The sequence below is a fragment of the Segetibacter aerophilus genome, from assembly GCF_007991655.1.
GTDB classification, from domain to species: Bacteria; Bacteroidota; Bacteroidia; order Chitinophagales; family Chitinophagaceae; genus Segetibacter; species Segetibacter aerophilus.
The window spans coordinates 13,986-37,020 of record NZ_BJYT01000035.1; the positions used below are offsets into that span (position 1 = coordinate 13,986).

25 protein-coding genes are annotated in these 23,035 nt (G+C 40.7%); 12 read left to right on the forward strand and 13 right to left on the reverse strand.

The features are described from left to right. Window positions 1–166: 166 nt before the first annotated feature. Window positions 167–985, forward strand: coding sequence for an ion transporter (locus tag SAE01_RS22655; RefSeq protein ID WP_147206120.1), 819 nt, complete (start codon window positions 167–169; stop codon window positions 983–985). Between the two features lie 73 nt (window positions 986–1,058). Here the strand turns inward: SAE01_RS22655 and SAE01_RS22660 are convergent, their stop codons facing one another. Together SAE01_RS22660 and SAE01_RS22665 are read right to left on the reverse strand one after the other, a co-directional pair. After that, window positions 1,059–2,090 carry an LLM class flavin-dependent oxidoreductase gene (locus tag SAE01_RS22660; RefSeq protein ID WP_147206121.1) on the reverse strand — a complete coding sequence of 344 codons (1,032 nt, stop codon included), beginning with the start codon at window positions 2,088–2,090 and terminating at the stop codon, window positions 1,059–1,061. A gap of 90 nt (window positions 2,091–2,180) precedes the next feature. Continuing rightward, window positions 2,181–2,654 carry a hypothetical protein gene (locus SAE01_RS22665; RefSeq protein WP_147206122.1) on the reverse strand — a complete coding sequence of 158 codons (474 nt, stop codon included), beginning with the start codon at window positions 2,652–2,654 and terminating at the stop codon, window positions 2,181–2,183. 398 nt (window positions 2,655–3,052) lie between these two features. Between SAE01_RS22665 and SAE01_RS22670 the strand changes: the two genes are divergently transcribed. Next, window positions 3,053–3,769, forward strand: a complete 717-nt coding sequence (locus SAE01_RS22670; RefSeq protein ID WP_147206123.1) for a DUF4230 domain-containing protein — start codon at window positions 3,053–3,055, stop codon at window positions 3,767–3,769. Between the two features lie 72 nt (window positions 3,770–3,841). Here SAE01_RS22670 and SAE01_RS22675 read toward each other — a convergent pair whose 3' ends face one another. After that, window positions 3,842–4,123: a hypothetical protein gene (locus SAE01_RS22675; protein ID WP_147206124.1), complete on the reverse strand. Its 282-nt coding sequence runs from the start codon at window positions 4,121–4,123 to the stop codon at window positions 3,842–3,844. Between the two features lie 108 nt (window positions 4,124–4,231). Further along, window positions 4,232–5,401: a T9SS type A sorting domain-containing protein gene (locus SAE01_RS22680; protein WP_147206125.1), complete on the reverse strand. Its 1,170-nt coding sequence runs from the start codon at window positions 5,399–5,401 to the stop codon at window positions 4,232–4,234. Between the two features lie 288 nt (window positions 5,402–5,689). On the opposite strand from SAE01_RS22680, the gene SAE01_RS22685 reads away from it, so the two are divergent. After that, the gene (locus tag SAE01_RS22685; protein WP_147206126.1) at window positions 5,690–6,004 is read left to right on the forward strand and encodes a hypothetical protein; all 315 of its coding nucleotides are present in this window, start codon (window positions 5,690–5,692) and stop codon (window positions 6,002–6,004) included. A gap of 87 nt (window positions 6,005–6,091) precedes the next feature. Here SAE01_RS22685 and SAE01_RS22690 read toward each other — a convergent pair whose 3' ends face one another. Further along, window positions 6,092–6,388, reverse strand: a complete 297-nt coding sequence (locus SAE01_RS22690) for a hypothetical protein (protein WP_147206127.1) — start codon at window positions 6,386–6,388, stop codon at window positions 6,092–6,094. A 36-nt stretch (window positions 6,389–6,424) separates the two neighbouring features. Then, window positions 6,425–7,654: a BamA/TamA family outer membrane protein gene (locus SAE01_RS22695; RefSeq protein ID WP_147206128.1), complete on the reverse strand. Its 1,230-nt coding sequence runs from the start codon at window positions 7,652–7,654 to the stop codon at window positions 6,425–6,427. A 233-nt stretch (window positions 7,655–7,887) separates the two neighbouring features. Here SAE01_RS22695 and SAE01_RS22700 point away from each other — a divergent pair, with 233 nt between their 5' ends. The 6 genes from SAE01_RS22700 (at window position 7,888) to SAE01_RS22725 (ending at window position 14,335) form a co-directional block, all read left to right on the forward strand. Further along, complete coding sequence (locus tag SAE01_RS22700; RefSeq protein ID WP_147206129.1) at window positions 7,888–8,640, forward strand: DUF481 domain-containing protein; 753 nt, start codon at window positions 7,888–7,890, stop codon at window positions 8,638–8,640. A 120-nt stretch (window positions 8,641–8,760) separates the two neighbouring features. Then, window positions 8,761–9,717, forward strand: a complete 957-nt coding sequence (locus tag SAE01_RS22705) for a hypothetical protein (RefSeq protein ID WP_147206130.1) — start codon at window positions 8,761–8,763, stop codon at window positions 9,715–9,717. Window positions 9,718–10,108: 391 nt separating this feature from the next. After that, a complete protein-coding gene (locus SAE01_RS22710) occupies window positions 10,109–10,873 on the forward strand; it encodes an SDR family NAD(P)-dependent oxidoreductase (protein WP_147206131.1) in 765 nt (254 codons plus the stop codon). A gap of 17 nt (window positions 10,874–10,890) precedes the next feature. Beyond that, window positions 10,891–11,748, forward strand: a complete 858-nt coding sequence (locus SAE01_RS22715; protein WP_147206132.1) for a fumarylacetoacetate hydrolase family protein — start codon at window positions 10,891–10,893, stop codon at window positions 11,746–11,748. A 154-nt stretch (window positions 11,749–11,902) separates the two neighbouring features. Beyond that, window positions 11,903–12,691, forward strand: coding sequence for an L-fucose dehydrogenase (locus tag SAE01_RS22720; protein WP_147206133.1), 789 nt, complete (start codon window positions 11,903–11,905; stop codon window positions 12,689–12,691). A gap of 45 nt (window positions 12,692–12,736) precedes the next feature. After that, the gene (locus SAE01_RS22725; protein WP_147206134.1) at window positions 12,737–14,335 is read left to right on the forward strand and encodes a beta-N-acetylhexosaminidase; all 1,599 of its coding nucleotides are present in this window, start codon (window positions 12,737–12,739) and stop codon (window positions 14,333–14,335) included. Window positions 14,336–14,410: 75 nt separating this feature from the next. Here the strand turns inward: SAE01_RS22725 and SAE01_RS22730 are convergent, their stop codons facing one another. From SAE01_RS22730 to SAE01_RS22755, 6 genes are all read right to left on the reverse strand, one after another. After that, window positions 14,411–14,902 carry a DUF4188 domain-containing protein gene (locus tag SAE01_RS22730; protein ID WP_147206135.1) on the reverse strand — a complete coding sequence of 164 codons (492 nt, stop codon included), beginning with the start codon at window positions 14,900–14,902 and terminating at the stop codon, window positions 14,411–14,413. A gap of 95 nt (window positions 14,903–14,997) precedes the next feature. Then, a complete protein-coding gene (locus SAE01_RS22735; RefSeq protein ID WP_147206136.1) occupies window positions 14,998–16,011 on the reverse strand; it encodes a transglutaminase domain-containing protein in 1,014 nt (337 codons plus the stop codon). Between the two features lie 258 nt (window positions 16,012–16,269). Continuing rightward, entirely contained in the window at window positions 16,270–16,947 is a 678-nt protein-coding gene (locus SAE01_RS22740; protein ID WP_147206137.1) for an SGNH/GDSL hydrolase family protein, read from the reverse strand. 245 nt (window positions 16,948–17,192) lie between these two features. Continuing rightward, window positions 17,193–18,671 (reverse strand): glycoside hydrolase family 10-like protein, encoded by a 1,479-nt coding sequence (locus SAE01_RS22745; RefSeq protein WP_147206138.1) that lies wholly within the window; start codon window positions 18,669–18,671, stop codon window positions 17,193–17,195. A gap of 39 nt (window positions 18,672–18,710) precedes the next feature. After that, the gene (locus SAE01_RS22750; RefSeq protein ID WP_147206139.1) at window positions 18,711–19,163 is read right to left on the reverse strand and encodes a MarR family winged helix-turn-helix transcriptional regulator; all 453 of its coding nucleotides are present in this window, start codon (window positions 19,161–19,163) and stop codon (window positions 18,711–18,713) included. Between the two features lie 62 nt (window positions 19,164–19,225). Further along, the gene (locus SAE01_RS22755) at window positions 19,226–20,257 is read right to left on the reverse strand and encodes a radical SAM/SPASM domain-containing protein (RefSeq protein WP_147206140.1); all 1,032 of its coding nucleotides are present in this window, start codon (window positions 20,255–20,257) and stop codon (window positions 19,226–19,228) included. Between the two features lie 382 nt (window positions 20,258–20,639). On the opposite strand from SAE01_RS22755, the gene SAE01_RS22760 reads away from it, so the two are divergent. Together SAE01_RS22760 and SAE01_RS22765 are read left to right on the forward strand one after the other, a co-directional pair. Then, window positions 20,640–21,422 carry a glycoside hydrolase family 25 protein gene (locus SAE01_RS22760; RefSeq protein ID WP_147206141.1) on the forward strand — a complete coding sequence of 261 codons (783 nt, stop codon included), beginning with the start codon at window positions 20,640–20,642 and terminating at the stop codon, window positions 21,420–21,422. 46 nt (window positions 21,423–21,468) lie between these two features. Next, window positions 21,469–21,690 carry a hypothetical protein gene (locus SAE01_RS22765; RefSeq protein ID WP_147206142.1) on the forward strand — a complete coding sequence of 74 codons (222 nt, stop codon included), beginning with the start codon at window positions 21,469–21,471 and terminating at the stop codon, window positions 21,688–21,690. A gap of 4 nt (window positions 21,691–21,694) precedes the next feature. Here SAE01_RS22765 and SAE01_RS22770 read toward each other — a convergent pair whose 3' ends face one another. Then, the gene (locus SAE01_RS22770) at window positions 21,695–22,144 is read right to left on the reverse strand and encodes a YybH family protein (protein ID WP_147206143.1); all 450 of its coding nucleotides are present in this window, start codon (window positions 22,142–22,144) and stop codon (window positions 21,695–21,697) included. Window positions 22,145–22,204: 60 nt separating this feature from the next. Between SAE01_RS22770 and SAE01_RS22775 the strand changes: the two genes are divergently transcribed. Continuing rightward, window positions 22,205–22,813 carry a DNA-3-methyladenine glycosylase family protein gene (locus SAE01_RS22775; RefSeq protein ID WP_147206144.1) on the forward strand — a complete coding sequence of 203 codons (609 nt, stop codon included), beginning with the start codon at window positions 22,205–22,207 and terminating at the stop codon, window positions 22,811–22,813. The last annotated feature ends 222 nt before the right edge of the window (window positions 22,814–23,035 follow it).

The following is a 23,035-nucleotide window of genomic DNA, read 5'->3' on the forward strand; positions in this document are numbered from 1 at the left end:
TTGGAGAATTTGTAGGGGAGTTTTAAAAAGGTGTTGAGACAGGTGAAGAAATAAGGCATCCTACATGTAAGGCTTCAAATACCTTTATTAATTCAATACAAAAACATTCATGAGTTTCAACTTGTCGTTCTCTTTAATTTCGAGGTAATGTAAAAAAGTATTGCTTATGATGAATGGTAAGGATAAAACGTGGAGGCTGCGGCTCCATGAAATTATCTACGAGTCGAACACTGCCGCCGGAAAAGCTTTTGATGTGTCGCTACTCGTATTAATTATTGCCAGCATCGTAATTGTCATGCTAGACAGTATTGAGCGCTGGCATAACCTTTACGGTCCTCTTTTTTCGCAATTAGAGTGGCTTTTTACATTTGTATTTACGATCGAATACATCTTACGGTTGATAAGCATAGAAAAGCCTTGGAAGTATGTCTTTAGCTTTCTTGGCATCATTGATCTGCTGGCTATTATTCCAAGCTATTTAAGCATAATATACACTGGTGGTCAATCATTACTTGTGTTTAGAGCTCTTCGTTTGTTGAGAATATTTAGAATATTTAAGCTTACCCATTTTCTTTCTGAAATGAAATTCCTCGGTGTCGCCATTCGTGGAAGCTTAACGAAGATCAGCATATTTATGACGGTTGTTTTAACGCTGGTTATTATCCTCGGTTCATTGATGTATCTGATAGAGAAAGGCGAGAACGGTTTTTCCAATATTCCTGAAAGCATATACTGGGCAATAGTTACTATTACGACCGTTGGTTATGGCGACATTTCTCCTGCGACGCCTTTAGGTAAATTTGTTGCAAGCATAATCATGTTGATGGGCTACGGCATTATTGCAGTACCGACCGGAATTTTGACAAATGAAATTGCGCTGCAAGCAAGAAAAAAAGAACAAAAAAATGAAGTATGTCCGGGATGCGGTAAAGAAGGACATGATGTAGATGCAAAGCATTGTAAGAACTGCGGCGCCTTGCTTTAGTAACACGCCACAGTACTTCAGTTAGTACGGTTTCGATTCCTTTTCATAATCTTCTAAACCATCAAAAAGCATCTTAGGTTAACTTCCCCTTCCAAATTTGACTAAGAATTTCATAAGAATGAATCCTTGCACTATGATCGTAGATGTGAGATGTTACCATTATTTCATCCACCTGTGTTTCGCTTAAAAACTGTTCAAGCTTCCCTTTAATCGTTTTAGGGCTACCGATAAAAGTATATTTCATCATTTGAAGTATAGCTGCCTTCTCTGGTTCACTCCAAATAACATCCATATTTGTAACAGGTGGTCTTAGAGGTTTGGTAGATCCGTGAATGATACCCATAGCAAGTTGGTAAAAAGAGGTGGCTATATAATTAGCCTCTTCATCTGAATCTGCAGCTACAACATTTATACAAGCTAAAGCATAAGGGGTCTGCAAGTCAGTAGAAGGCTGGAAATTATCACGATATAGTTGCAGGGCAGCTTGAAGATATGTGGGTGCAAAATGGCTGGCAAACGCAAAAGGCATCCCGAGTATAGCAGCAAGCTGAGCACTGTAGGTACTTGAGCCGAGCAGCCAGATAGGAATGTGAAGACCTTCGCCCGGGATGGCCCTCACTTTTGCTGTACTGTTTTCCGCAGACAAATATTTCTTCAACTCCACCACACTTTCTGGGAAGTCATTTGGCCCCTCTACAAGATTTCGTCTCAGCGCCCTCATCGTTGTCTGGTCTGAACCGGGAGCACGACCGAGACCGAGATCGATGCGACCGGGATAAATAGACTCTAATGTTCCAAACTGTTCTGCTATAACCAGTGGAGCGTGATTTGGCAACATAATTCCACCGGCACCTACACGTATGGTAGACGTATGACCTGCTATGTGTCCAATTAAAATAGAAGTTGCTGAACTTGCAATGCTTTCCATGCTGTGATGTTCTGCCAGCCAATAGCGCTTAAATCCCCACCGCTCTACGTGTTGGGCTAAATCAATACTGTTTTTGTAAGTATCAGCAGCCTTCTTTCCTTGCAGAATGGTAGCCAGGTCGAGCACAGAAAAGGGTATATCGCTTAGCTTCTTTTGTTCCGTTGTATTATTACTCATCTTTATTTTCAAATTGATTATAGCTAATAACAGAAACTGTTCCAACTAAAATCTCATCTGCAGGGCAGCTTTGGGGGGAACTTGTTTGAGTTACTCCAATTGCTCCAACTGTCTTTTGTAGTCAAACCGCAGGTCTTCGTGCACCTGCTCTACCAATGTGTTTAGCTTTTTTAGTTGCTGGTCATAAAGCGATGAGAGTACTTTATATGATCGAAAACGCAAGCCGGATTTTTTCACATTTTGACAAAAGTGTATTAGCATTTCGACTTCAGACTCCTTTGTTGAAGTATGCTTACTGTATTTATTGATCGCTTTTAATATTTTTCGAAGCGCTTTTTTTGCGAGGTACCAGTTCCCCTTTGGAAGTTCAACAAACTGCTCATCCATTTCTTTCTTTATACTTTCCACGTAACTGTGTTCATCATGGGCCTCAAACAGGAGATAAGATAAAAGGTCTTTATTTTCTTTTTTAAACCTTGCAAGCCGCAGGCATAGTTCCAACACCTTCTTAGGGGGAAGGGTAAGCAGTTCTTGTTTTAATTCATTGATGCTTGCTGCTTTCATACGCTCATTTGTCCTGCAAAGTAAACGCACCGTGCAATCAATCTGCCTTACTAATTCTTTCTCGCCTCATTTTAGTACCAACTTGAAACCCGTAAGTTTTACGCTATGCCTTTCTTTTTCTTGAATGTTTTATTTGAGTAACGAGCAGTATAACGTTCCTTAACTTTTGTTGCGTCGCACACTTGTACGAGTACTCCTCATTCAGCCCTTTCAAATGCAACCTATAGCATTTCCGTCCAAATCATAGCCATACCAACAAGAGATTTAGTACCTGCCTAATACATTTTTAGTTACCTCAAGTTGTGCTCTCTTTTGTGCTTGAACCAGCACCAACTAGAGGGCATCACATTTGTATTAATAAAATCAACACAAAAAAAAGGGCACCAATAGCTGTTAGTTTGATTAAAAAATTTAAAAATATTATCTGGATTGCTGGCCTGATATTGTTGGCAATTTTTATCATCGTTGTATACCGCAATTTCTCCGAACCAACCACCTCTTCAAATACTATGGGTTCATTACTTATCGGACTTTTACTAGGTGCTGTTATTATGTTCCTCGTTTGGAGATTGCTCAACAAGGGAAAGCAGGTGGAGGTTAAAGAAAACTCGCATACAGTTGTTGAAAGTATAAGAAGAGTTTTTAAAATTGTTTTTGCTGAAGGCCATTTCAACGAGCTATATAATTTTGAAGAGACCAGGAAGATATTTGGCTTTATACCTTCCACCAAGCGGGCGCTGGTTATTATTAAAGCAAAAGTGTTGGTAGGGTACGACTTCAAAAAATGTGTGTGGGAAGTGGATGAGCAAAACAGGAGAATCAAAATGATCTCGTTCCCTGAACCAGAGATTTTAAGTATTGAGCCCGATTACCTTTATTATAATTTCGATGAAGGCATCTTTAATTTGTTGGGACGGGAAGATCTTACCAAAATTCAAAATAACGGCAAAAAACAGGTAGAGCTGGCAGCTATCAACAGTCACCTTCCCAAAATTGCTGCAGACCAAATGCGCACCATGCTCACCGAAGTATTGCAATCAAGAAACTGGCAGTTGGAAGGTTACGACAAGATTTCTGAAGGAAATAATAAATCATTGCCTTCTTCAAATAGCTAGGCATTTGAGGCTATAAAAGCAAAAAAGCATCCCTGGGGAGATGCTTTTGCAGAAGAAGAATTTTATCGTCATCTAGTCATTTTCCTGCCTGTCGGTAGGACCGTTTAATGTAAATGCATTTTCTTCAGGTATATCCCCTGCTCCAACTGTTCCTTCGTTGCGCATTTCACCATCACCTATATTGGTTTCAACGTCTTTCTTCACAGTGTCCACATCGTAATAGTGATCAGTCCCACTTGTCTTATCGCTTTCAAATTCCTTATTTGTTTGTAGTGTCCCATCTCCCGCGGAGATAGTACTTGTATCAAGACCTGCTTCTGAAGCTTCGTTTGAAGCGCTCTTTTCTTCGTTCATTTTTTCGGTTTTAAAATTTACCTTATCAATGCTAAAGTTGTGCCATCGGAAAGCTTGGTACTTCGCTATCAATTATAAGTCTCTGTAATAGAAGCGAAATAAGCGCCATCAAAGTTTATAGAAAGGTTTAGTTGCCACTCCAAACTGCGTCGTCACTTTTATAAAATAAGAACCTGCGGTTAGTTTATTTACTGGAATGGTCAATGGATTGTACCCTTCAACAAGGGTAAACTGTTTAGAGGACCGAACTACTCCATACGCATCAACGATAGCAACTGTTGCTAACACATTATTGTGCTTGCTTAGAACAACCACCTTTAAATTTTCATGTGCCTGTGTTGGATAAAGAGAAACTATCTGGATTGCGTCGTTGTCGGGAGGAGCTACTTGTTCAACTTTTACGACTGCGCAAAACCTGCTCTCGCACCCTCTCGCAGTTTTGATTGTCAAGCACACTTCATAATTCCCGGGTTTTGCAAACTCATGTGCAGGCGACAGGTCACTACTAACAGTGCCATCCCTGAAATCCCACTTTCTTTCAACAATGTTGTCGTTGGCCTCGATAGCAGATGAAGAACTATTGAAACGGAATTTCTTAGGGCCTAATCTTTCGAAAGTAAATTTTGCAGCGCAAGTAGTGGCCGTCGACGGGGGAACAATCACCTGTTTGCAAACTTTGCTTTCGCATCCGGATGCTGTCTTAATAGTAAGGCAAACTTCATAAGTGCCGCCGCGGGGAAAGGTGTGCAGCGGGTCAACACGATCATTTAGCAGGGGTGTACCATCATGAAAGTCCCACGTGCGATGAATAATATTTTCGCCGTTATTGGTTTCTGATGAGTTGCTATTAAACCTGGCGGAATAAGGCAAAACCGTCGAAGAAGCGGGAATCGGTTCGGCAGTGAATTTAGCTGTACATGCAGTTGACTTATTTTGGCAAATTGTAAAATTTGCTTCAATAACCTTTGAAACGGGAACTTCTTTTTCCAGCACCAGTACTGCTCCATCACAGTTCTTTAAAGAAATCCTTGACCTGTGAATGTCACCGGTACAACTTATTTCTTTGGAGTAGAAACCCAGGTTGTTTGTCACAACTACCTCCTCTTTACAAGCGGAGGTTGAGGTGCCAACATAAGCGGCAATTCTTACCTCTACATTCGCAACGCCGTTTCCGTTGGCCAGCCGAACATATCCTTTCACTGTAATCCCACTTGCCATTGTAGCCAAAGAAGAAAAAAGGGCAGTACACAAGAGTGTTAAGTAGAAAATTTTTTTCATGGCAGTTTCGTTTCGTTTTAAAAAATAGGGCTCTATCTATTCGCTTTTGCAGAAACTTATCACGGTAGTTGACCTTTCCGAATTTACGAAATTTAAAAGGACTTTTGGGAATTCAGATTCTCTTGCAAAAAAGGTTATTAGTACCAAGCTTCTTTTCTCATCCCGCTACATTCCCATGCTTGTTACAAACAGCATGAGGGCTTCATATCATTAGATCTTAAAATGTAATGGCAGGAAAATTGCACTTCTGCTTCTATTATCATTATCTCAACCAATTATTCTACAACTATGACACTTCATCCAAACGAATTCCCGATTACCATCCAGGCGTTTGATATTAGTAACGATAAAGAGTTCTTTGTTGCAGAGCAGATTGTAAATAATCAACAGGAGGTAGAGACCTTTTCAAGCAGGTATGCGGGTAAAGTAATAAAGGCAAAGGCGTTGTCCTCAACAGAAAAAAGTACGACTGTAACAAAAACGCGCAAGAGTAGTGGTTCAGGTTTAAGAGTTTTTCTGGTGATTTTAGTTATTCTCATAATCCTGGCTGCGATTGGTTTTTATACCGGTTGGATACAGCGCAATACAGGTATTTCGTTTTAAAAACCTTTTAATTTTTCTTTGTAGAGCGGGAAACAGTTGCGTCGCCAGTAGCAGAACGACCTCCAGCGCACATTTCAGTTGCTGTTGTTACTTATTACTATCCAACAAGAAAGTTTGTACTAATTGTTCCCATTCTTCATTTAAGGTAGCGGAAGGCCTTTTCTTTCCTGCCCGTTTATACCAGTAATCTGCGTTCCGAATATCACCCTCCTTTCGATGCAGGTAAGCGTGTACCCAGCAAGCATTTTTATCATTCAAATGATCTACTAAATCATGAGCTGACTTCCAATTGTCTTTTGCATCAAACCATAACGCCTGCAGGTAAACCGATGACGCGGGAGGTGTATTTCCACTTAAGCTTGCATTAAAAGTTGAAAGGTCCATAGACGAAATTTAATTTTTAAAGATAAAATCTATTACCTAAAATAATTCACCAACAGTTATAAAGAGACCTTTTGATCCTTGCGTTCCAAAGGCATAATCTATTGCAAGATTTGTATCTGACTTCTTGTTTAGTTTTATTCTTAACCCGGTTCCGTAGCCTGCTTGAAACGCCTGCAAACTACTATGTGGAACGGTTGAAAAAGCTTGTTCATTCGCATATACAACACCACCAAAAAGACCATTAGATGTTATCTTAAAACGGTACTCTGTTTCGAAATAAATCATTTTAGCACCTCTGAACCTTCCTTGTATAAAACCTCTTCCGGTGGCATTGTAATTATCCCAACCTGTGCTTGGCAAATCGAGATAAGGAGGTTTACCATCGATAACGTATGTGTTATAAGACCAAAAAGCCAACGTGTTTTTTGATTTTCCCGGAAGCGCCACATACTTTCTTATATCCAACGTAGCGGATCGCCAATTACTGTTGCTGCCAATTGCTCTAAAATTATTTCGCACCTGCACACTTGCATAAAGACCTTTTTTCGCATTTATAGGATTGTCCCTGCTATCGAACAAACCATTGGCAGTAATGCCGGACGACGTTGTCTCACTCACCGTTTCATATTTTGAATAGTCGCTTTCAGCGCCATTTGGGTTGCCTTTATGGGAGATCCTCCAATGTCGATCGAAGTTGTATCCAAGCCCCGCATAAAAGTTCCCTTTTATCTTCCTTAACACTGTCTCATAGAACCTGAAGTAGTCGTAGACCATCGGGTCTTCATTTGAAATAGATGAGTTGGACCCTAGACCGAAAGTACTCTGGGGGTACTTATAAAAACGAAAATCGCCAATGAGCTTATACCGGTTGTCTTTGATGGAAATGTTAGAAAGTATTGGAATGAAGAACTGCTTGTTTTGAGTATACGTCGCGCTGGCAGTGATAGTAGAAAGGTTGGCTTGAGGCACAGTTCGAAAGACGACGTTTCCGGAAATAACTGCGGCCAACTTTGTTTGTAACGTATAGCCAACAGCAGGAACAATAGAGTAAATTGGCTTTGTTGAAAGGCTGTCAACATTATCTTCTGCAATTGGATGTTTTCTCAAAAGTGAACTTACTACATCGAAAAGATCTTTAATAGCCACGTAATTTTTGTGGACTGTAGAGTCGTTTGGAACGGCAGAAGAACCAAAAAGGTTTGGAAGTTTTTTGTTGTTTTGTTCCTGCGCATTTACTTCTGAAAACAGCAATAATGCTGTTATCAAAAGTACTTTTAAGGGAAGGTTACGTGCAATGAAAAAGGATATTTTTCTTATAGGTTTAAGCAATTGGGGCAAGCAGTTTGAAACGATAAAATTAAAACAATTTTGAATCTCTATTCCTCATAACTTATTTTAATGATGACCGATATTAGAGGATTTTAAAAAGCGCCCGATAAAGGCCTAAACCTTGCAATCGTTTACTCCAAATATTTATAATAAAATTCCCAGCGTCCATTATGATTCGATTATTGTGCTTACTGCTGTTCCTGTTTGTTTATACCGCAGCTCCCTGCCAGTTGATTGTAAATGTTGAGAACAGCAGAATTCAATCCGATACCACTGGTTGGAACGGTAGCGTTGGAACGTCCTTTTCTTTTAGTAAAAATGTGCAGCAAATCCTCAATATAAATGCTACCGCTCATTTGCAGTACAAGACGCAAAAAGATTTGTATTTATTCTTAGCCAATTACAACCGGCTCACCAACTTTCAACAGCAACTACTCAACAACGTTTTTTATCACCTGAGGTACAATCGGAAGTTAGGAAAAGTAGTACGGTGGGAGGCCTTTACTCAGCTACAACAAAACAAGATCAGCAATATTGATCTACGTGCATTATTTGGTACCGGCCCACGATTGAAATTACACGAGGACAAAAAGTTCAGGATATATTCAGGCATTTTGGCGATGTATGAATACGAGGTCGACAAAGATCCGCACGTCATATTGGGCGATATCAGAAGCGATAACTACGTCTCTTTTACCTTTAAGCCTAACGCCATATTTGACGTTACAAGTACTACTTTTTACCAGCCACTTTTTCGGCAGCTAAATGATTTTAGAATTTTAAACCAGGTTGTCTTTAACATTAAGGCTACCAAACATTTTTCTATCTCTACCAATTGGGATTATTCGTATGACTCATTTCCTGCGGCCGGAACTCCAAATGTAAATTTTACTGTCACCAACGGATTTAGTTACAATTTCTAAGCAATGGCAAATGCACTGGCAGATAAAACTTTGGCGTCAGACAACCCATAACAGCTACCTTGTGAGGAATAGATTTTGTATAAGTAAATTCTTTCAAACAGATCTTGATACAACCCGACAATGAAATTAATTCCCCTTATTCTTCTAGGTTTTTTGTTTAGTTGTTCTTCACAGCCTAAAGAGAAAAGTCCTTTGGCTGTTAAAACTATATTGCCTAAAGAGTTGAAGGAAATATCGGGACTCTCGGCGGTAGGTGAAAGTATTTGGGTGATTTCTGATAAACCAAAGTCAAGAGTTTTTAAGTTGAATGCATCCGGCAGGCTTTTGCAGACTGTAAATATTACAAACGTGCAAGCTACTGATGTGGAAGCTGTTACTTCAGACCAAACCTATATTTACTTAGGTGATGTAGGTGACAACCTTGGTGATAGGGTAGAACGAAAAATCATTAGGGTGGCAATTGCAAGTATTCCGGATGGAGAGGAGGTTGACATGACGGGCGATACCATTGAATTTACTTTTCCTAATGAAGGGGCAACAGAGAGCAAAAAGCAAAACAATTTTGACTGCGAGTCCATGCTGAGCTTCAAAGACTCTTTGTATTTTTTTACCAAAGACAGAGAAGATAAAGAAACCAGACTGTATGTCGTTCCTAAGACTCCAGGCAAGTATCCCGCGAGGTATATCAGCACATTTAATAGTGAGGGGCTAATTACAGATGCCGCTATTAATCAAGCGGGAAATGAGGTTGCACTAATCGGTTATCATAAGGGCCACACCTTTCCATTTATCTATTTATTCAACAATTTCCAAGGCAACGATTTCTTCTCCGGAGAACATAAAAAAATAGAGTTGGCTGATAAGAAATGGGATTGGCAACTTGAAGGAATTACTTACAGCAAAAACCTCGTTTACTTTTCATGCGAAGAAACGAAGGAAGTAGCGGCTACGCTATACGGCATTGATAGAAACAACATTTTTACCTTGGAGAAGAAGAAAAAAGAAGCTAAGAAAACGGCTAAAAACAAGGGTGGCGATGAAGAGACTTTGAGTACAAAAGGACATCTGAAGATGTAGACCACTTCAAATAATTTGTATTCTTCACCTGCTTCAAAAGGTGAGTTGAAAAGCAGTAAACCTGCATCCTCTACCAGTGCTCCGGTTCACTATTACACTTAAAAAGAATTAAAGAGAGAAGTAAGTTCACAGCCTTTTCTACCGAAGCTTTTTTATTTTTTTGCAATCATTCGTTAGGGAATAATTTATCTTCGAAAAAACTTGAGGATATTGAATTAGTTATTAAAGAGCTAGTTAAATAGTCAAAAAAAAGTTACCGCTTACTATCAAGCTTTTGTAAGAGTTATTTCCTTTTAACAAAGATCAGTTAGTTATAAAACTAGACGAGGCAAGGAAATCAAATTAAGTATATAGTTAAAGAAAGCATCGATCTTAATTTAAAAAGTAAAACATGTTTAGTCTTCAAAATAAGCAAGCTGTTATTACGGGCGCAGGAAGTGGAATAGGGAGGGCTGTAGCTGAAGTGTTTGCTTCACAAGGAGCAGTTGTACATGCAGTTGACCTGAATGCCGATGCACTTACTGCTGTTGATGCAGCCATAAAAAGTAGCGGTGGCACTATTAAAACTTATCCATGCGATGTAACGGATCAAACGCAGGTAAACAAAATATTTAGTGAAATTGGAGTAATAAATATCCTGGTTAATAGCGCTGGTATTTCACACATTGGTAACGCAGCTAATACTGAGGTAGCAGACTTTGAAAGAGTATTCAATGTAAACGTAAAAGGTGTTTATAATTGCCTCCATGAAGCCATTCCTTCAATGAAAAAAAACGGGGGTGGAGTGATTGTTAATCTCGCTTCTATCGCAGGTAGTATTGGCCTGTCTGATCGCTTTGCTTACTCCATGAGCAAAGGGGCGGTTTATGCGATGACCCTGTCCGTAGCGAAGGATTATATTAAAGATGGTATTAGATGCAATTGCGTTTCGCCAGCTCGCGTTCACACACCTTTTGTTGACGGATTTTTGAAAAAAAATTATCCCGGCAAAGAAGAGGAAATGTTTGAGAAGCTAAGCAAAGCACAACCGATTGGCCGCATGGGAACTCCTCGTGAAATAGCGCATCTTATCTTGTACTTGTCTTCGGATGAAGCTTCTTTCATTACCGGTAGTGATTACCCAATCGATGGAGGTGCTATAAAACTAAATACCTAAACAACAATTACTGACATATGAAACTGATACGATTTAGAAATGGCAGCGAAGTAAAGCCCGGTGTGATCATCGACAACGAGATGTATGATACATCTTCTTTTGGTGAAGACTATGATGAGAAATTCTTCGGGCATGGCGGGCTGGCACGACTGAAACAATTTGTAAATGATAAGAGAAATGAGCTAACGAAATTAAGCGCCGATGTCTCTCTCGAAAGTCCGATAGCACGACCTTCTAAAATAATCTGTATCGGTTTAAATTATATAGACCATGCAAGAGAAACGAATGCAACACCGCCCTCAGAGCCGGTGATTTTTCTAAAGTCGACCTCTGCGTTGTGCGGTCCAAACGACGATGTAGTGATGCCTAAAAATTCAAAGAAAACAGATTGGGAAGTTGAGCTTGCAGTAGTGATCGAAAAAAAGGCAAGTTATGTTGACGAAGCTAATGCAATGGATTACGTCGCTGGATATTGCTTACATAACGACATCAGTGAACGTGAGTTTCAACTGGAAAGAGGTGGCACATGGGATAAGGGTAAAGGCTGTGATACGTTTGCTCCCTTAGGTCCTTTTGTTGCGACCAAAGATGAAATAGCCGACGTAGGAAACCTGCGGTTGTGGTTGAAGCTAAATGGTGAAATGATGCAAGACGGCACCACAGCCAATCTAATTTTCAATGTTCCTTTTGTTGTTGCATATGTAAGTCAATACATGACTTTGCTTCCGGGCGATATTATTTCTACCGGTACGCCTGCCGGCGTTGGGCTTGGAATGAATCCGCAGATGTATTTGAAAGAAGGAGATGTTATGGAGTTAGGCATCGATGGATTGGGAACTTCAAAACAAACGGTAAGGGCTTATACTGCCCAATAGAAGTAAGTGATTTTAAGCCTGTAGGAAAAAAGCTGCGTAAAAGAATAAAAGTACCAGTGAGTGACACAACGATGTCGCACGAAGCTATAAAGGCCACTACAAAATTTACTATAGCTAACGATTTTACTTTCATAAATGCCATAAACCATTTCAAATGGATTTACAGTTAAGAGACAAGATTATTATTGTAACAGGTGGAGCAAAAGGTATTGGAGAAGGAATTACAAAAGTCCTCGCAGCGGAGGGGGCAATACCAGTTATTGTTGGCAGGAGTGCTGAAGACAATAATAATGTAATAAAGGAAGTGGAGGAAAGGGGAGGCAAAGCTTTCCAGGTAGAAGCAGAATTGACGAAGCCTGAGGAATGTGAAAAAGTGATTACCACTATTGTTGAACAGTTTGGCAGAATAGAAGGGCTTGTAAACAATGCGGGTGTGAATGACGGCATAGGTTTAGAAAAAGGCAGTTACGAAGGGTTTATTGCGTCGATGCATCGCAACGTTGTTCATTATTACCTGCTGGCGCATTTCGCACTTCCGCAATTAATTAAGTCAAGGGGGAGCATTGTAAACATTACGTCTAAAACGGCTGAGACTGGCCAGGGAAATACTTCTGCGTATGCTGCAGCAAACGGTGCCCGAAACGGTTTAACGCGCGAATGGGCCGTAGAATTATTGAAATATCGAATTCGTGTAAATGCTATTGTTGTGGCCGAAAGCTGGACGCCACAATATGAAACGTGGATTCAGACACTGTCAAATCCTGAAGAAAAGCTGAAAGAAATTACTTCAAAAATACCTTTCGAAAACAGGATGACTACTCCCGAAGAAATTGCTAACATGGCTGCTTTTCTGTTGTCAGAAAAGTCTAGCCATACCACGGGCCAGATCATACATGTCGACGGAGGCTATGTGCATCTGGATCGTGCACTTGCCAACGCGTAAGACTTGTGATAGTTGCTATTTTCTAAAACCAGAAATGAAATTTCTATGCTGAAATATTTCCTCTTTGTTACTCTTTGTATAGCCATTTCTCCTGCAGTTTCCTGCCAGCGCGTAAGTATCATCCCTCAGCCTGTAAGTGTACAGGAAGGGCAGGGAGATTTTTTAATCAGTCAGAAAACAATGATTTCTGCGGTGGATAAGGAAGACGTCAAAACAGCCAATTTTTTCAACGACTACCTGTTCAAAGTATACGGTTTTAAGCTTCCTGTAAATAAGAAAAAAGCAGGAAAATACATCGAAATTGCTACACGAAAATCTACAGCGGGGCCTACTACCAATACGTATACTCTAAAGGTTACTCCTACAGCAATAAGGCTTAATGGCGATACTTATGATGCATCTTTTTTCGGTGTACAATCTCTAATTCAATTGTTGCCGGTGCAGGTAAGTTCTTCGCTCACGGTTCCTGCAGTGACCATTGTCGATTCACCTCGCTTTGCTTACAGGGGAATGCACCTTGATGTGGGCAGGCATTTCTTTCCTGTTCAATTCGTAAAAAAGTATATTGATTATATCGCGTTGCATAAGATGAATTATTTCCACTGGCACCTGACCGAGGACCAGGGATGGAGGATTGAAATTAAAAAATATCCTAAGCTCACGGAGATAGGAAGCTGTCGCAATGGAACTATCATCGGTCATAACCCGGGTACAGGTAATGACAGTATTCGCTATTGCGGATTTTATACACAGGAAGAAATAAAGGATGTAGTGAGTTATGCGACTGACAGGCATATCACGGTTATCCCTGAAATTGAGATGCCCGGTCATGCTGAGGCTGCCCTCACTTCTTATCCGTTTTTAGGTTGCCCCGGCACGGGCCCTTACCAGGTTCAACAAAGGTGGGGCGTTTTTAAAAATGTGTTTTGTGCAGGCAAGGACTCTACTTTTCAATTTATACAGGACGTGTTGGATGAAGTGCTAACCCTATTTCCTTCACGCTATATTCATATTGGTGGCGATGAATGTCCTAAGACAAATTGGAAATCTTGTCCGCTATGCCAGGCGCGTATTAAAGAGCAAGGTCTCAAGGACGAACACGAGCTGCAAAGCTATTTTATACAAAGAATCGAAAAGTACTTAAACAGCAAAGGCAGGCAGATAATCGGCTGGGATGAAATACTGGAAGGGGGACTTGCACCAAATGCAACCGTAATGAGCTGGCGCGGAGAAGAAGGTGGAATTGCTGCGGCAAAGCAAAATCATAAAGTAATTATGACGCCCGGATCTTACGTTTACTTTGATCATTCCCAAGTTCAAAAAGACGACTCGCTGCACATCGGCGGTTATCTTCCTTTGGAGAAAGTTTATAGCTATGAGCCGGTACCGAAAGAACTAAACGAGGAGCAGGGAAAATACATATTAGGTGCACAGGCAAATGTGTGGACAGAGTACATGGCCTACCCGAGCAAGATTGAATACATGATTTTTCCAAGGATGAGTGCTTTAAGCGAGGTGCTTTGGAGTCCTAAGCAAGCCCGAAACTGGAGCAACTTCGAGCCGCGATTACAAAACCAGTTCAAGCGCTACGACCTTTGGAAGGCTAATTATAGTAAAGCTTTTTTCCAAGGCAAAAGCCAGTAAGTGGAAACATCGGAAGTCACTATAAGAAAAAGCCTGGTTAGAAAAGAATTTTCTATCCAGGCTTTTTCTTATCCCTCAAGTAAGATTTGGAGGTTGCATGTTTTCCTTTGCTTTGATTCTTCCTCCGGCTAGTTCCAATTTACCTGAAGCTGGTATAAGTTCCCCGACCTTTCCTAAACCGTAAGGAGGCATGTTGTGATAGATGCATTCGTAATCCCCTGCTCGAACGAGGAACGTTTCATGCCAAATGCCTATAGAGTTGGTACTTCTCACTTTTGTGTTAAATTCTTTCCAGGCGGGATAGTGAAGACCGCTTCTGTCTTTCGCGTAGGCCTCAAGTTGTTCAAACGATCTCCAGTATTGAATGATTGTTCCAAACTTTCCTTCCGAGCCTAAAAAACCACTTTCCGGCTTTTGCGAAAGTTCTTTCAACATCTTCGGCATCGACATTACTACATTCAGCCACTTATGCACCATCCGATATTTATAGATGCGTAATCCTATCAAAAAAACTACAAAATCGCCTTCTATATTTACCGTCATTCTTTGATTAATAGGAGCTGCCATATCTTGATAATTTCTACCAAAATAGAAAAAACCAAAACGAGTAACGAATTTTTAGAGGAGGAATTTTAATTACTGGAAGTACGAGATATTCGACACTATTTCGCGGCAGTGTAGTTTTTCCTGACATTCAGTTTATACCGCATAACCACTTCGTCATTCATGACAACGCTAAGCCATTTGTCAGCATCCGAAGAAGGGATGTAAGTATATCTTACCTTATCGCCAGAAATAACTGCGGTATTTTTGAAGATATCATGAGTTGCAGTAGCAATTACGGCAGAGTCTACAAAGGCAGTATCAAGCACCATCATATTTTTCTTGTCGCTCGATGTTTCCAGCTCAAACCGTAAAGTATCTCCTTCTGCCGCCTCAATCACTCCTGCCCCTGGTGTAAAAGACCGTACATTAAATTTTAGAAAACCATGGGTTTTAAAAGGCGAACTACGAAACTCACTTCTATAAGGTGGCTCAGACAAAAGCGTCCAATGGAGGTCTTCAGGATAATGGTCCCGTGCAAATTCCTGTGCGGGAGTTAAAAAGTAGTGATTGTTGTAAGACTGTATAAAATCGTTGGAGCTATATGTTAGATGACCACTTGCCCACGTTGGATCAAGCAATTGCCAGGTGCTGTCTAAGTAAACGGCATTCCAGCGGTGATTCGAACCAAATTTTCCTCTTCCTACATTTGTTGATGCATACCCAGTAATCACTTCAGACTTGATACCCGAGTAGTCGCACAACGTTTTGAACAAACGGGCATATCCATCGCAAAAAGCAATTCTTCTGTTTAAAACATCAATAGCTACTCTTTCACTTAACGACTTAAGCGCAGCGGTGTCATCATCATCAAGCAGGTGTGCGGTAGAAGGGTTGTGAGTGGCGTTGTAAAAAGGCCGAACGTTGTAAGTGATGTTTTCTGTAATCCAGCGAAAAATGGAAGTAACCTTTTCGCGATCCGTTTTATAATCGGCAGTAAGCTGGCGGGCAAGGGAGTCGGGGGTTAAAACAAATTCAGCCCTTTTATTAACGGTATGCAAATTCTTCGTTGAATACTGGGCGAGAGCAGACAACGGTAACAATGCAACAATCAATCTTACCAGCAATTTCATACGACTAAATAATTAGCAAAAATCTTAATACAAACTGTAACTACCTACCCAAAAATTGTCAATTCCAGTAGTTTAACAGTTTCTAATGCCTTTATTAAATTTAGCAAAAAAACAAACAGGGCAACGATTGCTGCCCTGTTTGTTTTTTTAATTTTTTTGTAGCCGGCTTATGCCCGCTCCCGAACTTTTGTTGTGTCACTCACTGCGACAGTTAGTTCTTTTTTGACCTTTTTATAAAATCTGACTTATTGCTCGTTTTTACTTCAAACCTAAACCTTCCATCATTCTTTCAGCAACGAAGGTGTTTCCTTTTTCATTTAAGTGAACGCGGTCGGTAGTAAGTATTCCTGACTCTCTGTTTTCAGTGTTGTTCTTCAGGTTATAATCACGAAAATCAGTTCTTAAGTCGATCAATTTGCAGTTGTTGGCTTTTGCCAGTTTCCTGATAATATTGCTATAATTGTTTAAATCTCCATCCTGCTGATTTGAGTAATCTGTCTTCTCGCCAATCGTTGAAGGGGTGCACAAAACCAGCTGAATATTTTTTGCCTGGAACTTCTTGATGATGGCTGTATAAAATTTTTCGAACTTGTCTGCATCTGTTCCCGTGCCTGACGATGCTTTGTGCCAAACGTCGTTTACGCCTACCCAAATCACTACTACATCGGGGTTTTTTGCAAGTACATCATCGTCCATTCTTAAATAGAGATCATAGACTTTGTTGCCTCCAATACCTGCACCCATTAGTTCGTACTGAGCTGCTGTTCCTTTTTGCTGCAGCATCTCCTGCATCTTTGTGATGAAGCCGGTCTTACCAACGCCTGCCTGCGTAATTGAATCTCCGAAAAATACAATTCGTGTCTTTTTTTGTTTCATCATAGACATAGCTGTTACACCTAAAATTGCGAGAAGAAAAGTGCGGGAAAGAAATTTCATAAAGCGTGTTGTTTTTAGAACCCGATAAAGTTATATAAGATAGAAGTTGGGTGAAAAAAAATCTCATTAAGTGTTGGCTGGATAAGTTGACTTACACAGGCTGCATGTGTAAACCTTTCTGTTGTTGTTACCATGTTTTATAAACACACGCAACGGAAAGCTGCTATAAAAGATGGTGTACAAGTGTGTGACACAACCGGAGAAGCAATGGAAGACCACTGCCCGTTACCACAATAGCACTTTCTCTATTTCAGTTTCACCCATTCGCTTACGTTGTTGTTTCGATCGATGGAAGAAATGAAAACCTTTTCCCTGTCTTTAGTGGGGATGTTATCAAGGTTTAAATCAATTGTTTTGTCTGCAACAATTATCTGAACGAGGGTAGCATTGTTGACTGTTTCGTCTTCATTGCGAGGGAGTGCATAAATAGCAAATCCTTTGATTGGCTCTGCGCCACGATAATAGATCCTGAACTCGTCTCGCTTCAACTTATCGAACAAGGGAGCAAGCGGTGGAATGCTGTCTATCCAATGCATTGGAGGAACGAGCGCGGGGTATTTATAATAGTTATTTCTAAGGGAGTCGTTCCAACCATTTGGATTTTTTGAAAACGTAGCACTGCTAAAATAAACACTGCCTTGTGCAATACCATTTGCCCGAATCGCCTTTATCTGGTTAGGTAATTCTGTTCTTTTATGCCAAGCAAGGCTTTTGGGTTCCAGCGCCCGGTAAATTCCCTGTCCGATAAACAATTGTGTGTCAAAAGAATTGTTGGCCCACCAATCCAGGAGCATGTAAAACCCCACGTAAGGATGAGTCGTTTCCCAATACAATTGAGGCACTACATAATCGATCCAACCGTTTTGTAGCCACAACAAAATGTCGGCGTATAAATCGTCGTAGTTGGTAACGCCTGCTTTCGAATCGCTGCCGCGGGGATCAGTTCTTTTGTTTCGCCAAACACCGAACGGGCTAATACCAAACTTCACCCTGGGATTAGCGCTTTTAATAGTTTTTCCAAGCATGACTATGATGGAATCGACGTTGCTTCTGCGCCAGTCTTCTTTGGCCATTCCATTGCCATATTTTGCAAAACTTCCTGCATCAGGAAACTCTTTGCCCGGGATGCGGTACGGATAAAAGTAGTCGTCGAAATGAATGGCATCGAGGTCGTATCGTTCCACCAAATCTCTTACAACTTTGTTCACATGGTCACGAACTTCCGGCAGTCCCGGATCGAAGTATTTAGTACTTCCATAAGTAAGAAACCACTGTGGAAATAACTTGGTAACGTGCGTCGGCGAGATCGAAGAACGATTAACATTGAAGACCGCGCGGTAAGGGTTCATCCACGCATGAAACTCCATAGCACGTTTATGCGTTTCTTCAATCATGAACTGTAAAGGGTCATAGTAAGGAGATGGCTCCTGGCCTTGTTTGCCTGTTAAGTATTCGCTCCAGGGTTCAAAACGTGAGGGATAAAAAGCGTCGGCAACGGGGCGGATTTGCATGACCACAGCATTCATACCATTGCGCTGATGCATGTCGAGCAAGCGGGTAAATTCTTCTTTTTGCTGCTCTACAGGCAATCCTTTCCTGCTTGGCCAGTCGATGTTGTCAACTGTTGCAATCCATACTGCCCTGAACTCGTAATGTGGTGATTTTTGTGCTAATGAAATAATGGAAAAAAAGGTTGAAAGTACCGTAACAATAAAACTCCTCATGCGCTCTTACTATTTTTTAAATGTTGAAACAAAGCCCTGCTATTTTTTTTCTCTCATCTTGTCCAACAACACATTAAGGGAGTCTGTTTCGGGGTCGCTGAGGTTAGAAATGATAGAATCAAGCTCATCTGTTTTTTTATCCAGCTTTTGCAAAAGTTGAGCCCCCGTGTCGCTGATGGTTACATCCACCAGCCTTTTATCGTAAGAGCAAATCTGTTTATTTACCAGTTTTTTCTTTAACAAGCGCTCCACTATACGACTTGTATCGCTCATTCTATCCATCATACGTTCTCTGATCTTAAGCGTAGAAAGGGGTGTATCGCTGGTTTGAAGGATGCGGAGAATGTTATATTGTTGAGGAGTAATATCGTCAGCTTCTAAAAATTTTTTTAATCTTTCAGAGATCCAGTTTGAGGTAAATAAAACATTCACCAAAGCTTTGTGCCTGTGGCTGCGAAAATAGGTTTGTGGAATTTCTTTTTCGATGCCCATTCTTACTTGTTTTGAAGGTCGTGTTGTTGAAGATAGGTAAAATTGTAATAATCAAAACAACCTCAGTCTTCCCACACTTTTAAACCTTCGCTACAGTTTGCACAAATATCAATGTTTTTTCGGCTGGTCATTATTTCCTTTCGGAACTGTTTATAGTTGTCGTTGTTCCAGACTTCTTTAAAGGTTTGCACTTGTAAATTGCCGAGGCGATGTGCAGCATCCTTATCAAAGCAACAAGGGACTACAAGTCCATCCCATGAGATTACATTGCCTTGCCATAGTTTCCAGCAGTGATTACCCAGTCCACTTTTCGACTTCATTTTTCCGTCTTTACCTTTACGATAACGGCTGTATTTCTCTATTGATGGAATTAGGTTGTTTGGGTCGTTTTCATAGTCATACACCTGCGCTGTCTTAAACCGCACCTGGTCAACACCAATTTCCTTTGCCAGTTGTTTAATCTCTTCGATCTGGTGTTCATTGTGCTTAACCACTAAAAACTGGAAGAACACAAACGGCTTTTTACTGTTCAACTCTTTTTTCCACTTCACTATGTTCTTTGCGCCTTGCATTACTTTCTCCAGGTTACCACCAACTCTGTATTGCTTATAAACATCCTGGGTAGTTCCATCGATTGAAATGATTAAACGATCAAGGCCGCTCTCGACGGTTTTTTTTGCGTTAGCATCAGTAAGGTAATGGGCGTTTGTGCTGGTGGCTGTATAGATGCCTTTGTCGGTTGCGTATTTCACCATATCCAAAAACTCGGTGTTCAGATAGGGTTCGCCTTGGAAATAAAATATGAGGTAAGTAAGCTCTTTGTAAATGTCATCAATAGTGCGTCGGAAGAAGTCTTTTTTAAGCATCCCGGTAGGGCGGGTAAAAGCTCTTAGTCCGCTTGGACATTCAGGGCAACGAAGGTTACAGGAAGTAGTGGGTTCGAATGAAACCGAGATTGGATAGCCCCACTGTATTGGCCTGCCCAAAATTCTGCTAAGGCGGTAACTCGACCAAACTTTCAATGCATTCCAACCACGTGCAGGAGTAATTTTAGATATTAAATTTAAACTGTCATTGAGATTGAAATAAGGCATGGTGTAAAATTAAAGCTTGTAAGTGTATTGGAATGGTAAAATTTCATCCTTTCGCAAGCGCTGATACGTAGGTGTAGGTCTGTGTCAGAACGAAGCAGTCTATTTTTTTTGTTAGCCGCGCTTAACACCGTTATTCTACATTGTTGCGTCGCACACTTGTGCTTGTATAAATTTTGGCTGCGGTAGAAAAAGCACTCGTTTTCATTGAAAGCGTGAAAGCGGCAATAGCACAACAAAGCATGCGAAAGCTGACCAGAGATATGACTTTAAACGGAGCGTCGCAAGCAAAGCCGCATAGAATACTTATGCCGGCTACCTTAAAGTTTTCATTTTTACTTCACACATTATTGGTCATATTTGTTGTTGCAGATGCTGCTGTGCTATGGCAAAACGTACAACCAAAAAGAAAAAGACGGGAAATAAATGGTGGATTTTTGTTCCTGTTATTTTGGTCGGCGTAAGTTCTCTTATCTATATATGGTACAAAGTCGGGAGAATAAATCATGCAAAATTTGTTCGTTACCCGGCCTTCGGAATCGATATTCCTGATAGCTACGAAATCCACGGAATAGATGTAAGCAAATACCAGAATTATATCGACTGGCCCTCGGTAAAAGAAATGAAGGTGCATGACGTGCGCATAGGTTTTGCCTTTATAAAAGCAACCGAGGGTCTCGGAAATACCGACCGCCTGTTCAAACGCAACTGGAAAAAGACAAAGGAAGCCGGGGTTATCCGGGGCGCATACCATTTTTTTCTGGCTACAAAGAGTGGCAAGGTGCAGGCGAAGAATTTTATCAGTAGTGTAAGTCTTGAGCCCGGGGATCTGCCTCCCGTGTTAGACATAGAGCAACTGTACGGTGTGAAACCCGAGAAAATGCGCAAAGAAGTTCAAGACTGGCTTACGATCGTAGAAGATTATTATAAAGTAAAGCCAATCATTTATACGTACGTGAATTTTTACTCAAACTACATGGCCGGCCAGTTCGATGACTATCCCTTATGGGCCGCACATTACCTGGAAAAAGATAAACCTCGCATCAACCGCCCTTGGATCTTCTGGCAACACAGCGAAAGAGGAAGGGTAAACGGAATTACCATGCCTGTTGATTTCAATGTTTTTAATGGAGATAGTGTGGATTTCGAAAACCTGCTCGTTAAGTAAAACGACGACTTACGCCGTAACTTTACAAAGAGACAAATATTTTTAGATGGAACCGGAAATGGTTGCTTTTTTAAGACGCATTGGTAAAAGCCTCACGATCGCTTTTTGCTGGCTTGCTATTACTGCTACGGCCGCTATAAAAGGTGACAATGCTTTTATCGGTGACCACATCAACCTGGGCAACATTTTGTTTTATGTGTGGCTCGTAATTAGCATCATCATTCTTATTATCATCTACAAAAGAATGTGGTTTTCAAAGAGTGATTAAACGCCTAGCTACTATGGTCTGATACAATCACCCAACCGTTCTTGATCTTTCTGAAGAGCAAAGTAAAATAACCTTCCAGATCGCCTATTGATCTTTTTAAGGCCCATTTTCCTGTTACGTAATAATATTCGGGCGAGAGCTTTTTCAACTGCAACAAATCAAAGCGAAGCTTACCCATGGCAGCTGTGTCGGGATAACCTTTCTTATAATTTTCGAGTGTAGTCTTGTAACCCCATTTTGGACCATTCTTTCCAATAAACATAAGGCTATCGCTTTGCCAATAGCCTTTCATGTATTCTTCAATATTGCCGCTGTTCCAACCTTTAATCTGTTTTTCGAGCACTTGTTGTATGGCCTGCTCATCACGTTGAGCAAGCGCCGTAAATGGCAAAGCAGTAATCAGTATGAGATAAAATATTTTTTGAGAAAGCGTTCTGAGCCAGCTTGTTTTCATGCCCTTGTTTTTTGTAAATACGATCACACAATGTAATGCTGTAAGTACTAATTTTAAAAAATGGATTACCTACTTCACTTGCAGAAAGACAAAAAACTCGCAAAAATCTTAACTGAGCAGTTACCCCTTTTGCAAATGCGCCAGAACGTACCACTAAGGTTAATGGCAAGTATAATGAGCCAGCAACTAAGCACCAAAGTTGCCAAAGTGATTTACAAACGTTTTCTTGAAATTTATCATGGAGAGGAGCCAGATCCACAACAAGTGCTTGACACTCCGTATGAAACATTGCGGGCTATTGGCCTTTCTAATGCCAAAGTCAACTATGTACAAAATGTAGCCAGGTTCTGCCTTGAGCACGAAATAACTGACGCTAAACTTTTGTCTTTAAGCAACGAGGAGATTATTGAGCTGCTTACACAAATAAAAGGCGTAGGTAAATGGACGGTTGAGATGCTGCTCATGTTTACACTTGGTCGCGAAGATGTTTTTGCAGTTGACGACCTGGGTATTCAACAAGCGATGGTGAAGGTGTATAAAATACCAACTGAAGATATAAAAGCAGTTAAGGAAAAAATGCTCAAAATATCTTCAAAGTGGTCGCCTTACCGCACCTATGCCTGCCTGCATCTTTGGAACTGGAAGGATACGTCCGTGGTTGTTGAGTAGGTGGTGAAGGACGTAGCGCCTTAATGCCTTAAAAATATTCCTACCTCTTATAACTTTTGAAAGCCAAAAGTAAATGTGCATGAAATTCTAATACTGAAACCAAAGCAGCACACCTGCTTAACAAGGAATAAAGAAAGTGACAAGCTGCACCTAAGACTTTTTGTAAAAAGAAACTACCTAGACATAGGCAAGTATGCATGCATCTGTTCTTTAATTTTTATT